General features: G+C 70.3%; 13 protein-coding genes. 5 read left to right on the top strand and 8 right to left on the bottom strand.

Features of this window, described 5'->3' with window-relative positions:
- Positions 1 to 191 precede the first annotated feature (191 nt).
- The 6 genes from OHN74_RS41060 to OHN74_RS41035 form a co-directional block, all read right to left on the bottom strand.
- A complete protein-coding gene (locus tag OHN74_RS41060; RefSeq protein ID WP_327699650.1) occupies positions 192 to 1,157 on the bottom strand; it encodes an SMP-30/gluconolactonase/LRE family protein in 966 nt (321 codons plus the stop codon).
- A gap of 14 nt (positions 1,158 to 1,171) precedes the next feature.
- The gene (locus OHN74_RS41055) at positions 1,172 to 2,137 is read right to left on the bottom strand and encodes a sugar kinase (protein WP_443060520.1); all 966 of its coding nucleotides are present in this window, start codon (positions 2,135 to 2,137) and stop codon (positions 1,172 to 1,174) included.
- Positions 2,134 to 2,769, bottom strand: a complete 636-nt coding sequence (locus OHN74_RS41050) for a bifunctional 4-hydroxy-2-oxoglutarate aldolase/2-dehydro-3-deoxy-phosphogluconate aldolase (protein ID WP_327699649.1) — start codon at positions 2,767 to 2,769, stop codon at positions 2,134 to 2,136. The genes OHN74_RS41055 and OHN74_RS41050 overlap by 4 nt, the downstream gene beginning before the upstream one ends.
- Before the next feature lie 49 nt (positions 2,770 to 2,818).
- Positions 2,819 to 3,964: a galactonate dehydratase gene (gene dgoD / locus OHN74_RS41045; RefSeq protein ID WP_327699648.1), complete on the bottom strand. Its 1,146-nt coding sequence runs from the start codon at positions 3,962 to 3,964 to the stop codon at positions 2,819 to 2,821.
- A complete protein-coding gene (locus OHN74_RS41040) occupies positions 3,961 to 4,716 on the bottom strand; it encodes a FadR/GntR family transcriptional regulator (RefSeq protein ID WP_327699647.1) in 756 nt (251 codons plus the stop codon). Before OHN74_RS41040 ends, dgoD begins: the two co-directional genes overlap by 4 nt.
- A 70-nt stretch (positions 4,717 to 4,786) precedes the next feature.
- Positions 4,787 to 5,530, bottom strand: a complete 744-nt coding sequence (locus tag OHN74_RS41035) for an SDR family NAD(P)-dependent oxidoreductase (protein WP_327699646.1) — start codon at positions 5,528 to 5,530, stop codon at positions 4,787 to 4,789.
- Positions 5,531 to 5,698: 168 nt separating this feature from the next.
- Between OHN74_RS41035 and OHN74_RS41030 the strand changes: the two genes are divergently transcribed.
- The 3 genes from OHN74_RS41030 (at position 5,699) to OHN74_RS41020 (ending at position 8,941) form a co-directional block, all read left to right on the top strand.
- Positions 5,699 to 7,045 carry an ABC transporter substrate-binding protein gene (locus tag OHN74_RS41030; protein ID WP_327699645.1) on the top strand — a complete coding sequence of 449 codons (1,347 nt, stop codon included), beginning with the start codon at positions 5,699 to 5,701 and terminating at the stop codon, positions 7,043 to 7,045.
- A gap of 64 nt (positions 7,046 to 7,109) precedes the next feature.
- Complete coding sequence (locus tag OHN74_RS41025) at positions 7,110 to 8,015, top strand: carbohydrate ABC transporter permease (RefSeq protein ID WP_327699644.1); 906 nt, start codon at positions 7,110 to 7,112, stop codon at positions 8,013 to 8,015.
- Positions 8,012 to 8,941: a carbohydrate ABC transporter permease gene (locus tag OHN74_RS41020; RefSeq protein ID WP_327699643.1), complete on the top strand. Its 930-nt coding sequence runs from the start codon at positions 8,012 to 8,014 to the stop codon at positions 8,939 to 8,941. The genes OHN74_RS41025 and OHN74_RS41020 overlap by 4 nt, the downstream gene beginning before the upstream one ends.
- Before the next feature lie 119 nt (positions 8,942 to 9,060).
- Here OHN74_RS41020 and OHN74_RS41015 read toward each other — a convergent pair whose 3' ends face one another.
- On the bottom strand, positions 9,061 to 11,100 hold the full coding sequence (locus tag OHN74_RS41015; protein ID WP_327699642.1) for a glycoside hydrolase family 2 protein: 2,040 nt from the start codon (positions 11,098 to 11,100) through the stop codon (positions 9,061 to 9,063).
- Between the two features lie 76 nt (positions 11,101 to 11,176).
- Here OHN74_RS41015 and OHN74_RS41010 point away from each other — a divergent pair, with 76 nt between their 5' ends.
- Both OHN74_RS41010 and OHN74_RS41005 read left to right on the top strand, forming a co-directional pair.
- The gene (locus OHN74_RS41010) at positions 11,177 to 12,442 is read left to right on the top strand and encodes a cellulase-like family protein (RefSeq protein ID WP_327699641.1); all 1,266 of its coding nucleotides are present in this window, start codon (positions 11,177 to 11,179) and stop codon (positions 12,440 to 12,442) included.
- Positions 12,443 to 12,538: 96 nt separating this feature from the next.
- The gene (locus OHN74_RS41005; protein WP_327700444.1) at positions 12,539 to 13,738 is read left to right on the top strand and encodes an MFS transporter; all 1,200 of its coding nucleotides are present in this window, start codon (positions 12,539 to 12,541) and stop codon (positions 13,736 to 13,738) included.
- A gap of 18 nt (positions 13,739 to 13,756) precedes the next feature.
- On the opposite strand, the gene OHN74_RS41000 is transcribed toward OHN74_RS41005, so the two are convergent.
- Positions 13,757 to 14,275 carry a hypothetical protein gene (locus tag OHN74_RS41000; protein ID WP_327699640.1) on the bottom strand — a complete coding sequence of 173 codons (519 nt, stop codon included), beginning with the start codon at positions 14,273 to 14,275 and terminating at the stop codon, positions 13,757 to 13,759.
- Between the last annotated feature and the right edge of the window lie 21 nt (positions 14,276 to 14,296).

Here is a 14,296-nt window from a genome sequence, read left to right as displayed (position 1 = left end):
CGGAACCGACAGCGTGCCGCGCGATGCGGTCGTCGGTGGTGTCGTCCGCCCCGCCGACACCGATGGCGCCGACGACCTCCCCTCGGCCATCACGATCGGCACACCACCGGTGACCGTCGGAAGGCCGGAATCAAGCAGGTGGGGAGACGCTGGGTGCATCCGGGGCGCCGCGGCGAAGGCCGCGAACCCGGCTACTCCACGGGAGGCGTGCCCTGAAAGTACACCCCTCCCCGCCGACTCCCTGCCCGGCCGGATCCGGGTGGGCCGCTCTGACGCCGGCCCCGCCAGGAGCAGGCCGGCGTTCCCCGGACCGGCACGGGAACACTGAGCACCGCCCCGGAGGCGACGGTCGGGTTCGGCACCCCGTAGCGGGCCGTGGTGACGAGGAGGCGGTTGTCGTCGGGATGCAGGCACACCGACGTGGGATGGGGCGCGGGCACGGTCAGGGTGTGGAGCAGGCGCCCGTCGGGGTGGTACCGGCGGACCGCACCGGCGCCCCACATCGCGACCCACAGACAGTCCTCGTCGTCGACGGTCATCCCGTCGGGGCTGCCGTCGGCCTCGCCCAGGCGGGCGAAGGTCTCCGGGCCTCCCGAGAGGTCGCCCGAGTCGGGGTCGACCCGGCAGCGGAGGATGGTCCCGGCGGCCGTGTCGGCGAGGTACATGGTCGTGCCGTCGGCGGTGAACGCCGGGCCGTTGACGATGGTCAGGCCGTCGAGGACGCGTACGACCGTGCCGTCGTGGTCCGTCCGGTAGAGCGAGCCCGCGCCCCGGGTGCCGTCGTAGGCCATGCTGCCCGCCCAGAAGCGGCCGCCGGGGTCCGCGACACCGTCGTTCATCCGGCTGGGGACCGGCGTACGGTCCTCCGGGCGGTCCAGCCATTCCAGGACGCCGTCGGCGGTGAGCAGCGCGATCCCGGTGCCCGCGGCGGCGATCCACGCGCCCGGTGTGCCTCCCACCGGCGCGACAGCACCCAACGGCACGTCGAGTACGGCCAGTTGGCGCGGGGTCGCGGGTCGGGCGCCGTCACGCAGTTCGAAGAGCCGGCCGCTGAGGATGTCGACGTACACATACCGGTCGTCGACCCAGCGCCCGCCTTCGGCGAGTTCGTACCCGCCGTCCACAAGAACCGCAGCCGAAGCCGCCGTTGAGGTCATGTTCCGTCTCCTGGTCAGCGGATGGTCGTGCCGTCGGGCCGGTCGAGCAGCCCGAGTTCGTCCCGCGTCGGAAGGCCCTCCCAGTCGCCCCGGGTGGCCACGGCGAAGGCGGCGGTGGTGACGGCCCGGTGCAGACGGGCCGGGATGTCCCCGCCGTCGAGGACACCGGACAGGTATCCGGCCACGAACGCGTCACCCGCGCCGACCAGATCGACCGCGTCGACCTGACGTGCCGCACGATCGGTTACTCCGTCGACGGTGAAGGTGGTCGCACCGCGCGCCCCGCGTTTGACGACCACCTCGCCGACACCTGCGGCCAGGATGCTGTGCACGGCCTCGGATTCTTCCGCGCCCGGTCGTTCCAGTACCAGCGGCAGCTCGTCCTCGGAGGCGATGAGCAGGTCGATGTGGGCCACCAACGGCCGCAGGACCGTGCGGGCGCGGTCGGTGGTCCACAGCCGGGAGCGGTGGTTGACGTCGAGGCATACGGTGATGCCGGTGTCGCGAGCCGTCCTGGCGGCGGTGAGGGCGGCCTCCGCCGCCGACGGGCCGAGCGCTGGTGTGATGCCGGTCAGATGCAGGATGCGGGCGCCGCCGGCCAGCGCGGGCAGTACGTCGTCCGGCGACACGGCCGAACCCGCCGAGCCGGCACGGTAGTAGCTGACCCGGGTCAGGGTGCCGAGCCGGGGTTCGGTCAGCAGCAGTCCGGTGGGGCGGTCGGCGTCGTCGGTCACCGCGTGCCCGGTGTCGACGCCCTCGGCGCGCAGCGTGCGCAGTACCAGCGCGCCCAGTTCGTCCGCGCCCACGCGCCCGGCCCAGCTCACCCGGTGCCCGAGCCGGGCGAGCCCGATCGCGACGTTGGACTCGGCTCCGGCCACGGACAGGCCGAGCTCGCCGCCGAGCCGCAGCGCGCCGTGCGCCCGCAGCGCCGCCATGGTCTCGCCGAAGGTCACGACCTCCGGTGCAGTCGGGATCGTCACGGTGTCTCCCCCGCCGCCACCTTGCGGAACCCGGCCGCGCGGAGGCGGAGTTGGTCCAGGTCGCCGCCGTCGGCCGCGTCACCGACGAGCGGGGAGCCGACACCGACGGCGATGGCGCCCCGGTCCAGGTAGTCGCGGGCGGCCCGCGCGTCCACTCCGCCGACCGGCACGAAGGGCACCTCGGGGAAGGGATCGCGCAGGGCCTTCAGATAGCCGGGGCCGCCGAAGGAGCCGGGGAAGAGCTTGATCGCGGCGGCGCCCCGTGCGAGCGCGGCTTCGATCTCGCTGGGTGTCAGGGCGCCCATCAGCACGGGTACGCCGTACTGCTCAAGCCCGTCGACGAGGGCCGGTGTGACGAGGTACGACGCTCCGGCGTCCACGGCTCGGGCGGCGTCCGCGGCCGAGCGTACGGTGCCGGCGCCGAGGAGTGCGTCGGGGCCCAGTTCGGCGCGGGCCCGACGTATGACGGTCAGGGCGTCCGCGGCGGTCAGCGAGACCTCGATGGCCGCGATGCCCTCCTCGGCGAGGGTGCGTACGGTGTTCAGGGCCGCGGCGGGGTCCTTGCCGCGGACGATCGCCAGCAGGCGGTGGGCGCGGAGCGATTCCACCAGGTTCGGTTCCGCCGGGTTCATGGGAGCGGGCTCTCCTTGCGCGTGGGTTCGGGGCACGGTCCGATGGCGGTCACCACTCGGTGAACGCCCCGTCGGGGCCGCGCCATACGGGGTTGCGCCAGCGGTGTCCGGTCTCGGCGGCGTGGCGCACCGCCTTCTCGTCGATCTCGACGCCGAGACCCGGGCGGGTGGAGGCGACGGCGTATCCGTCCCGGAACCGGAAGGGTTCGGGGTCCATCACGTACTCCAGCAGGTCGCACTGCTGGTTGTAGTGGATGCCCATGCTCTGTTCCTGGATGAGGAAGTTCGGTACGGAGAAGGCGATCTGGAGGCTCGCTGCCAGGGCGATCGGGCCGAGCGGGCAGTGCGGGGCCATGACGACGTCGTACATCTCGGCCATGGCCGAGATACGGCGGACCTCGGAGATGCCGCCGGCGTGCGAAAGGTCGGGCTGGGCGACGGCGATGCCGCTGGCCAGGACGTCGCGGAAGTCCCAGCGGGAGTAAAGGCGTTCGCCGGTGGCGAGCGGGATGCTCGTGGACTCGACGAGGCTGCGCAGGTTGGCCGAGTGTTCCGGCGCGACCGGCTCTTCGACGAACAGCGGGTGCAGCGGCTCCAGTTGGGGCAGCAGGCGGCGTGACATGGCGGTGGAGGCGCGGCCGTGGAAGTCGACAGCGATGTCCCGCTCGTCGCCGAGCACCTCACGGACGGCCGCGACGCGTTCGACGACCTCGGCGGTGCGTGCCGGGGTGTCGATGGGGGCGAGTTCGGCCGAGCCGTTCATCTTGACGGCGGTGAAGCCGGCTTTCATCTGTTCCTCGGCCAGTTCCGCGACGTCGCTGGGGCGGTCGCCGCCGATCCAGGCGTACATGCGGACGCGGTCACGGACCGGGCCGCCGAGGAGGCGGTGCACCGGGACGCCGTAGGTCTTGCCCGCGATGTCCCAGAGGGCCTGGTCGATACCGGCGACGGCGCTGGAGAGGATGGGACCGCCGCGGTAGAAGCCGCCCTTGGTGAGTACCTGCCAGTGGTCCTCGATGCGCAGCGGGTCGCGGCCGACGAGGTAGTCGGCCAGTTCGTGGACCGCTGCGCGTACGGTCTCGGCGCGGCCCTCGACGACGGGTTCGCCCCAGCCGGTGACGCCCTCGTCGGTGGCGACGCGCAGGAACAGCCAGCGCGGAGCCACCAGGAACGTCTCAAGTCCGGTTATCTTCAAGGAATTTCCTTCGGCGGCGTGTCGGTCGCGACGTCGGCGGCGCGGTCTTCCCTGTCTTTCCTGGCCTGTACGGCGGCCAGGTCGTCGGAGGCCTGCGCCAGGAGCGATGCGACGGCCGCCGCGGCGGCGTCCGGGTCGCCCGCCTCGACGGCGTCGACCAGTTCCTGGTGCACGGGGATGGAGTCGGAGAAGTGCTGGGCGCCGTGCACGATCCGGTCGCGGACGCGCAGGCCGGCTTCGATGACGACCTCCATACGGCTGAGCAGTTCGTTGTGGGCGGCGTCCAGGAGGGCGCGGTGGAAGGCCAGGTCCGCCTCGACCATCGCCGCCGCGTCCGTGCCCGCCGCCGCCATCGCGGCCAGTGCCTGCCGCATCGCGTCCAGGTCGGCCGGGGTACGGCGGACCGCGGCGAGCCGCGCGCCGGCGGGCTCGACGATCGCGCGGACCTCCGCGAGGTCCTCCAGGAAACCGTCGGTCGGAGCGCTGCTGCCCTGCCAGCGCAGCAGGTCGCTGTCGAGCAGGTTCCAGTCGGCGCGGGGCCTGATGGTCGTACCGCGTTTCTGCCGCGACTCCAACAGGCCCTTGGACGCGAGCACACGCATGGCCTCGCGGACCACGGTCTTGCTGACGCCCAGTTCCGTCTCGAAGTTGGTCGGGTCCACCACGGAGCCCGGGGGGTAGTCGCCGCGGATGATGCGTCGGCCCAGCTCCTCAACCGCCTGGCCGTGCAGCCCCCTACCGGGATGGATCACCGTGTTCTCCGTTTCCGTTCCGGTCCTGTTCGCCGAGGCCGCGCACGGCCCGTCGCGGGGTGCGCGCCTCTCACGAGGACTCCTTCATGACGCTCCATCCTCCATCAACCACGAGGCTCGCCCCGGTCACGTAGGAAGCGTCCGCCGATGCCAGGAAGGCGACGGCGGCGGCCACCTCCTCCGGCTGCCCGAACCGCCTCGCGGCCGTGGCGGCCACACTGCGTGCCCGGTCGGCCTCCGGGATGCCGTCCCAGGCGGCGGTGAGGATGGGTCCGGGCAGCACGGTGTTGACCCGGATGTCCGGCCCGTACTCGACGGCCAGCTGCCGTCCCAGCGAGCACAGCGCGCCCTTCGCGGCGGCGTAGGCGGCGTGGCCGGGCAGGCCCATGACCGCGTGCACCGAGGAGGTGAGGACGACGGATCCCGAGGCCTCGCGCAGCATGACGGCGAAGGTCTTCATGGCCCGCCAGGCCGGCTTGAGCAGTACGGCCATCTGACCGTCCCACTCGGCCTCGCTCAGCTCATGGGCGGGCTTGTTGACCTGGGCGAAGGCGTTGCTGTGCAGGACGTCCAGGCGCCCGTGCCGCTCCTCGACGTGGCGGGCAAGGTTCTCCCAGTCGGCGGCCGAGGTGACGTCGCAGCGCACGTACTCCGCGCGGCCCCCGCTGTCCTCGATGTCCGCGGCGAGCGTCTTGCCCGCAGCGTCGTCCACGTCCGTCACCACGACTGTCGCGCCCTCTGCCGCGAGCCTTCGCGCCGTGGCCGCGCCGATGCCGTGCGCGGCGCCGGTGATCACCGCCACCCGTCCGGCCATCCTGTGGCACTCCGTCATCGTTTACCTCTTCTTTCCGGCTGCCTGCGCCCCACCATAGCTGTTTCAATTAATTATGAATATATCTTGACGGGGTGGCGACGCCGCTCCAAGACTGACCGGCAAGCAACAGGCCCCTCCGGTACGAAGCCAGGAAAAGGACCTCCTCCCATGAGCCGCACCACACGCCTCCGCAGAAGCCGGGGCGCACTCGCCGTCACCCTTGCCACCGCCTCCCTGCTGATCTCCGCCTGCGGGGGTTCGTCAGGTTCGAAGGACCCCGCGGTCCAGGCACCTGTCAAGCCCGGCCAGAAGGTCGACCTGCGCTTCTGGTCGTGGGTTCCCGGTGTCGACAAGGCTGTCGACAAGTGGAACGCCACCCACCCGGACATCCACGTCAAACTGGAGAAGATCCCGGCGGGCAGCAGCGGCGGCTACGCCAAGATGCGCGCCGCGCTCAAGAGCGGCAACGCACCCGACCTGGCACAGGTGGAGTACCAGGAGATCCCCTCGTTCCTGCTGGAGAACGGACTGGTGAACCTGTCCCAGTACGGCGCGGACAAGGACCGGTCGAAGTTCGTGGACTGGCAGTGGCAGCAGGGAGTCTTCGGCTCGGCCGTCTACGCGATCCCCCAGGCGTCCGGTCCGATGGGCCTGTTCTACCGCTCCGACCTGTACAAGAAGTGGGGCATCGAGCCGCCCGCCACCTGGGACGAGTTCGCCCAGGCCGCGCAGAAGATCCACGCCGCCGACCCGAAGGCCTACATCAGCACCTTCCCCGCCGGCAACTCCGCCTGGTTCACCGCACTCGCCTGGCAGGCCGGCGCCAAGTGGTTCGGCGTGAACGGCGACACCTGGTCGGTGAACATCGACTCCCCGCAGACCCTCAAGGTCGCCGCCTTCTGGGACGACCTGCGCAGCAAGAAAGTGATCAAGACCGAACCCGACTTCGCCAACGGCTGGTACAAGGACCTGCAGACCGGTGCCATCACCTCATGGGTCAGCGCCCAGTGGGGCGACGCCATCATCAGCGGAAACGCTCCCCAGACCACCGGCAAATGGGCCGTCGCACCCATGCCGCAGTGGACGAAGGGCTCGAACGTCTCCGCGAACTGGGGAGGATCCTCCACGGCTGTCCTCAAGGGCGCCAAGCACATCCCCGAGGCCCTGAAGTTCGCCGAATGGCTCAACACGGACCCCGCGAGCGTCGACCTGCTCCTCCAGGGCGGATACGGCTGGCCTGCTTCGGCCGACGGATACAAGGGCTCCTCACTGGACAAGCCGTCACCGTTCTTCGGAGGGCAGAAGTACAACGAGGTCTTCGCACAGGCGGACAAGAGCATCGACACCTCGTGGAAGTGGATACCGACCATCGACGCCACCTACCAGCACCTCAACGACGGCTTCCAGGCCGCCCTGGCCGGCAAGGGCACGTTCGTCTCCGCGGTCCAGCAGGCGCAGAAGCAGACCGTCGAGGACCTGAAGAGGAAGGGCCTGAAGGTCTCCACCGGCAAGTGACCACCTCCGGAGGGCGGGACACGGCCGCCGCCGTTCTCCCCTCCGGACTCCAGAAAGAACCCTGATGGCTACCCGAGCACCCCGTCGCCGCAGAAACCTGGCGCCCTTCGCCTTTGTCGCGCCGTTCCTCCTGCTGTTCCTCCTGGCCTTCGCCCTCCCCATCGGCTACGCCGTGCACCAGAGCGTCATGGATGTCGAGTACACCGGGGCCCTGGGGCTCGGCGGCAGCCATACCGTCTTCGTGGCGCTGGACAACTACTCCGACGCGTTGTCCGATCACGCCTTTCTGCGCAGCATCGGCCGCGTACTGCTGTTCGCGGCCGTCCAGGTGCCGGTGATGGTCGCGTTGTCCGCCGGGCTCGCGCTGCTGCTGGACAGCGCCTCGGCCAGAGGCGTGCGGTTCTTCCGCGCCGCCTTCTTCCTGCCCTACGGCGTTCCGGGCGTCATCGCGTCCATCCTGTGGGGCTTCCTCTACGTACCGGGAGTCAGCCCGCTCGTGGACGGCATGCGCCATCTGGGGGTGTCGGTCGACCTGCTGGGCGGAAACACGGTTCTGTGGTCCATCGCGAACATCGTCACCTGGGAGTTCGCCGGCTACAACGTCCTGGTTCTCGTCGCACAGCTGCGTACCATCCCCGCGGAGCTGTACGAGGCCGCCCGCATCGACGGTGCCAGTGCGTGGGCGACGGTCCGGTACGTCAAACTGCCGCTGCTGCGCCCGGCGCTGATCCTCACCACGGTCTTCACCATCATCGGCACGCTGCAACTGTTCGCGGAACCGCTGGTGCTCAAGCCCGTCTCGTCGAGTATCGACAGCGCCTACACCCCCAACCTCAGCGCCTACAACGAGGCGTTCACCAACGACAACTACCACCTCGCCGCTGCCGAGGCGGTCCTGCTCGCCCTCGCCGCGTTCGTGCTCTCCTTCGGTTTTCTGCGGCTGATCAACAAGAGAGGTGGGGACGCGTGAGTCTCCATACGCCGGCCCGCACACTCCCGCCGAGTGGCGAGACGCCGGCCTCCGACGACGGCACGACGCCGCGCGGCGGCATCACCGGGGTCACCGCTCGCAGTCGCATCCTGGTGACCGGCCTGCTGGTGGCGGCCGCCGGGTACTTCCTGCTCCCGGTGTACTGGCTGGCCGTGGCATCCACCAAGTCCACCGGCGACCTGTTCGGCAGCTTCGGGTTGTGGTTCTCCCATCCCCGGTTCCTGAGCAATCTGCGCGAGGTGGTCACCTACGACGACGCGATCTACCTGCGCTGGGCCGCCAACAGCCTGCTGTACGCAGGTGTCGGCGCGGCCGTGGCGACGCTTCTGGCCGCGATGTCCGGCTACGCGCTGGCCAAGTTCTCCTTCACCGGCCGCGACACGATCTTCAACATCGTGCTGGGTGGCGTCCTGATCCCCGCCACGGCGCTGGCGCTGCCCATGTACCTGCTGTTCAGCAAGGCGGGCCTGGCCAACACCTACTGGGCCGTACTGCTGCCGAGCTTCGTCAGTCCCTTCGGCGTGTACCTGTGCCGGATCTACGCCGCGGCATCCATACCGGACGAGCTGCTGGAGGCGGCGCGCATCGACGGCGCGGGAGAGGTCCGCATCTTCACGGTCGTCGCTCTGCGCATCATGACCCCCGCCCTGGTGACGATCTTCCTGTTCCAGTTCGTCGGCATCTGGAACAACTACTTCCTGCCGCTGGTCATGCTCTCCGACTCCAAGCTGTACCCCATCACCCTCGGTCTGACGTCGTGGCAGTCCTTCGCCGACCGCCAACCGCAGCTCTATCAGCTGACCGTTGGAGGTGCCTTCGTCTCGGTCGTCCCCCTGATGATCGCCATGGTCACCCTGCAGCGTTTCTGGCGCAGCGGCCTGACCGAGGGCAGCGTAAAGGGCTGACGCCGACCGCGTCACGGCACCGGGAGCCGAAGTGGCACTCGCCGCCGGCACAAGGGGGCGACAACACAAGAGGGGAGGGGCAGATCGCCCCTCCCCTCTTTCGGCGTCACCGCCTGGCGTCACCTGTCCCCGGGAATGACCGCCTTCCGGAACACCTCGTGGACGAGCTTGGGCCGTTCCTCCTCGAAGGTGAGCAGGCCCATGACGGAGATGCCGTTGTGGTCCTGGTTGTACCCGCAGCGCTGCTTGTAGTCCTTGAGTACCCAGTAGACGAACCCGGCGACGAAGTCGCTGCGCGCGGTCACCTGGTTCCAGTGGGCGGTGAAGCTCGCCGCCTGCCACTCCTCCGTGCCCTGCGTGGTTGCGGGGCCGTGGGTGCCCGCCTCGGACCACGTGCCGTTCTCGGTGATCAGGATCGGCTTGTCGGGATACCTCGCGTGGACCGTGTCCAGTGTGGGGCCGAGGTCGGCGTCCTTGCCGTAGAAGTAGCCGAAGTACTCGTTGAACCCGATCACGTCGGCCAGGTCGAAGGCGGGGTCGTTGCTGGTGTTGGAGGCCCAGGTGACGGGCCGGGCGGTGAGGTCGACCGCCTTCACGGCCGCCTTGAGGTCGGCGAGCCAGGCCCGGTAGACCGGAGCGCCCGCGGCGTCGATCTCCGACTCGTTCTGGAGCCCCCAGAGGATCACCGAGGGGTGGTTGTGCTGGTTCCACGCCATGGTCAGGGCAAGGGCGCGGGCGAGACCGTAGCGCTCGGTCTGGAGCTTCTCCTGGGCGGTGTTCAGCCACATGGTGTCGATGTCGTCCATCACCAGGACCCCGTGCTCGTCCGCCCAGTCGTAGACGTACGGGTGGCGGTTGTAGACGCAGTTGCGGATGAGGTTGGCGCCCACCGCCTTCACCTGGCCCAGTTCCCGGTCGTACTCGGCCGGGGTCATCGCCCTGCCGTGTGCGGCGGTCTCCTCGTGCCAGTTGAGTCCCTTGAGGAACAGCGGCTTGTTGTTCAGCCTCAACCGGGCGTCGGCTATGGTCAGTTCACGCACGCCGTACCGGGTGGACAGCGTGTCCACCCGTGGGCCCGAGTGCCGACCGGCGGCCAGGGTGGCGCGGGCGGTCAGCGTGTGCGGCGAGGCGGGGCTCCAGCGCGGGGCCCGGGGTATCGGGAGCGAGACGCGTACGACGCCGGCCGACCGGGCCGCGATCCGGGCGGCGACCACGACGGGCCGGCCACCGCTGCCCCGGCCGGGATCCAGGGTGAGCCGGCCGTCGAAGTCGGTGGCGCTGTGGTTCTCGACGACCGCGCGTGCCTCAAGGCGCCCGTTCGCGCCGACGGCGAGCAGTTTGGCGATGGTGACCTGCGGGACCGCCTCGATCCAGGCCGACCGGGTGAGGCCCGCGTAGGGCCAGTAGTCGACGGGCTTGTACGGCAGTTCGTGGTTGTCGGTGACCGGCTGGGCGGGCGAGGCCGTGTAGTCGGTGTAGCTGGCCTTGCGGAAGACACGGACGGCGATCGTCTGACGCGTTCCCGGCCTCAGCGCCCCCGCCACCGGAAGCGCGAAGGGCGAGTTGGCGCCCTCGTGCTTGCCGAGATGCCTGCCGTCGAGCCAGACCTCGGCGCTGTACCCGGCCGCGAGGAAGGCGATGCGTACATGCCGGGCCCGCCAGGATCCGGGTACGTCGACGGTGGTGCGGTACCAGGCGTAGCCGTCGTTGAACGCGGTGCCCTGGGCGAAGGGGCCGTCCTCCGAGCCGAATCCGGGGGTGTCCAGCAGGTCCCAGGCAGACGGGACGCCGATGTGGCCCCACGTGCTGTCGTCATGGTGCGCGGACTGCCAGCCCTCACCGAGCCCCTGGCCGGCCGGATCGAAGCGGAAGCGCCACTTCCTGTCGAGGGACAGGTAGTCGCGGGTGGGCTCATGCGTGCGCCAGCCGTCGAAGGCGGGGAGGACCGCGCCGTACTGGAAGACGACGTTGGTGCCGCCCACGTCACGCACATGGGTGCCGGAGGGCTCGGTGGCCGGGTGGGTGTCGAGCACCGCGCCGGATGTGGCGGTCGCCGCTTGCGCGCTCTCCGGCCAGGCGGGCAGAGCGACGACGACGGCGGCGGCGGCGCTGAGTGCCGTCACGACGGTACGCCGGGACGGACGGATGGGTTCGGTCATGGCACCTGAGCCTGGGGAGTCCCGCCACCCCTGTCAAGCATTATTCATAAATAATGAATTGAGCTAGCGTGCTCTCATGACAACACAGCAGCAGACAATGGCCATCACCCTGTGGGACTTCAGCTGGTACACGCAGGCAGGCCCCGGCGAACCGTTCGCCGACCTGGACCGCGCGTTCGCCGAGACGGTCGACCGGGGCTTCAACACCGTGCGCATCTGCGCGATGCCCTTCCTCCTGTTCTCCGGGCGCGTCGACGATCCGGAGACACTTCAGGTCCGCGGCCTGGGCGAGGAGTTCGGGCAGCGAACCCGCTGGTACAACGTGCGCGGCGGCTATCCACTGGACGGCCGTCGGCGGCTCGTCGAGCTGTTCGAGGCAGCGGCCCGCCACGACTGCAAGGTGATCGTGTCGTCGTGGGAGTACCAGCAGTCCCCCAGCTTCGCCGACACCGACGCCTGGCACCGCGCCCTGGCCGAGGTGCCAGGCCCGGACCGCGCCGAGGCCGTGGCCGAGGCGCTCGCCGGGCTGCTGGACTTCCTCACCGAGCGGGGTCTCACCGACGGCGTCGCGTACGTCGAGGTGCACAACGAGGTCGACAACTGCTCCCTGGTACCGGCCGACGGCGACCCCAAACACTACGCCCGGCTGCGCGGCCCCCTCGAACGCGCCGTGAAGCTGTTGCAGGCACGCCACCCCGGCATCCCCGTCACCTACTCCCTGGGCGAACCATGGCCCGACGAGATCGACGACCTGCCGGACCAGGCGCAGCTCGCGCACTTCCACTTCTACGTCTACGGCGTGCTCGGCGCGCTGTACACGGCGGTGGGACTCTGGCACGGCACCGAAGCGGCGCCCGAGACGCCCACCTGGCCCACCCCCGAGCTGTCCGCCATGCTGCGCCCCAACGCACCCGCGTTCGCCGAATACCAGCCGGACGAGCCCTGGCGGCTGGCCGCCACGGGAATTCCGCGCGAACTGTTCTACGCGCACGACTGGGTGGATCCCGACCGCTGGGACCTGTGGCTCTACGAGAACTACGCGGCGCACCGCGAGAGCATGCGGGAGACGCTGGCCGGCTGGGTCGACTCCGTCGCCGAGTTCGCGCGGCGCCGTGGCATCCCCGCCGTCCTCGGTGAAGGCGTCGTGGGCTACACCCCGCTCCTGACACGCTTCGAGGAGGACGCCGTCGGGAAGGACATCGCCGAGTTCGTCGTCGACCGCTGCCTCGCCGCGGGTTTCCAGGGCATCGTCCTGACCTCCAACGCGGCCCCTCACCACCCCATGTGGCACACCGACGGGGACTGGATGCGGCGGGTCAACTCCCGTATCACCGCGGGCTGAAGGGCACTCGGGCTCCGCCGAATTCCGTCCAAGCGCCGCCGGTCGATGTCCATGGACGCCTCCGTCGCCAGGGGTGAGGGTTGGACCATGGGACGGATGCCGATGGGACTGGTCGCGCTGGCGCTGGGCGGATTCGGCATCGGGCTGACCGAGTTCCTGATCGCCGGGCTGCTGCCGCAGGTGGCGTCGGGTTTCGAGGTGTCCGAGGCGGCTGCGGGCCGGCTCATCTCCGGGTACGCGTTGAGTGTCGCGGTCGGCGCGATCGCACTGACCGCGGCGACGGCACGGCTGCCCCGCAAGCAGGTGCTGGTCGGCCTGGTGGCGTTGTTCGTCGTCGGCAACCTGATGTGCGCGGTCGCGCCGGACTACGAGGTGATGCTGCTCGGGCGGATCGTCGCCGCCCTGTGCCACGGCTCGTTCTTCGGCATCGGATCACTGGTCGCGCGCGGTCTGGTCGCTCCGGAGCGTAAGTCCCGTGCGGTGGCCGTCATGTTCGCCGGGCTGACGGTGGCGAACGTGCTGGGTGTGCCGTTCGGCGCGCTGGTCGGTGAGCGGTGGGGGTGGCGGGCGGCCTTCTGGGCGGTCACCGCGATCGGTGTGCTCGCGCTGGCGGGAATCGTCGCCCTCGTCCCCGGCGGGGCCGGAGCGACGCGGCCGACGGCGGTGACAGGCCGCGCGGAGCCGGTACCTCCCAGCAGCCTGCGGGCGCAGTTCCGGGCGTTCCGGTCCTGGCAGGTCTGGCTGACCCTGACGGCCACCGCGCTCGGCTACGGCGGGATGTTCGGGGCGTTCACCTACATCGCCTACACGTTCACCGAGGTCGGCGGCTTCGCGTCGGCGGACGTCGCCTGGCTGCTGATGGTGTACGGCTCCGGCCTGGTCGTCGGGAACATCGTCGGCGGGCGAGCGGCCGACCGCGACCGGGACCGCACCCTGGTCCTGTCCCTGCTCGGACTCACCGTCACCCTGACCGCGTTCGGCCTGCTGGCCGGCAACGCCACTGCGTCGGTGGTACTGGTGTTCCTGATGGGAGTGACCGGGTTCGCCAGTGTGCCCGGCATGATCACCCGCGTCACCGACCACGCCCACGGAGCGGCACTGGCCGCCGGCGCCAACGTGTCCGCGTCCAACCTCGGCAACGCCCTCGGCGCCTGGCTCGGCGGGCTGGCCATCACCGCGGGCCTCGGCTACACCGCGCCGCTCTTCGTCGGCGCCGGCATCGTCCTGATCGCCGTCGTCGTCATGGCGGTCGCCGCACGACTGGCAAGGTCGCCCGTGCGGCAGCCGGTGGGGTAGGGCCGAGGCTTCGCCCGGTCAAGGCTGCGCCGCACCGCGCAGGATGTCCCGCATGGACCCCATCCCGTACTTGTCCTCCCGGCTGGACAGCTCCGCCACCTCACGCAGGATCGGTCCGATGTCGATCCCCGCCGTTCGCGCGTCCGCGCACAGGTCGCGCAGCGAGAGCAGCTCGTCTCGCATGTCGGAGCCCTGGTCGACGGCGGACATGTGCAGCAGGCGCTGCCGGAAGCCTTCGGGGGTGGGATCGACGGGCAGGTGGGTGGCCCAACGGAAGGAGGTGTAGCGAGAGAAGAGCCCGCGTACGGACACGCGAAGCGACTCGTCGCCCTGTGTGTAGACGGCGATCAGGGCCCGCAGCACCGACTCGGCCTCCGCCCGGACACCCGCCTCGTCCAGCGGAGCCGGCCCCTGCCGCATCTTCTCCACCCAGTCGGGGTCGGTGATGTCCACGGGCCGCTGCGCGATGGGCCGGACGGCCGCGTCGACCAGGGCGACCCGTTCCGCCATCTCCTCGATTCCGGTGGGCTGTTCCATGTCCTGCTCCCCCAAGAGGCC

Source organism: Streptomyces sp. NBC_00459, from assembly GCF_036013955.1.
Classification (GTDB): Bacteria; Actinomycetota; Actinomycetes; order Streptomycetales; family Streptomycetaceae; genus Streptomyces.
This window is presented reverse-complemented; position numbering and strand designations above follow the sequence as displayed.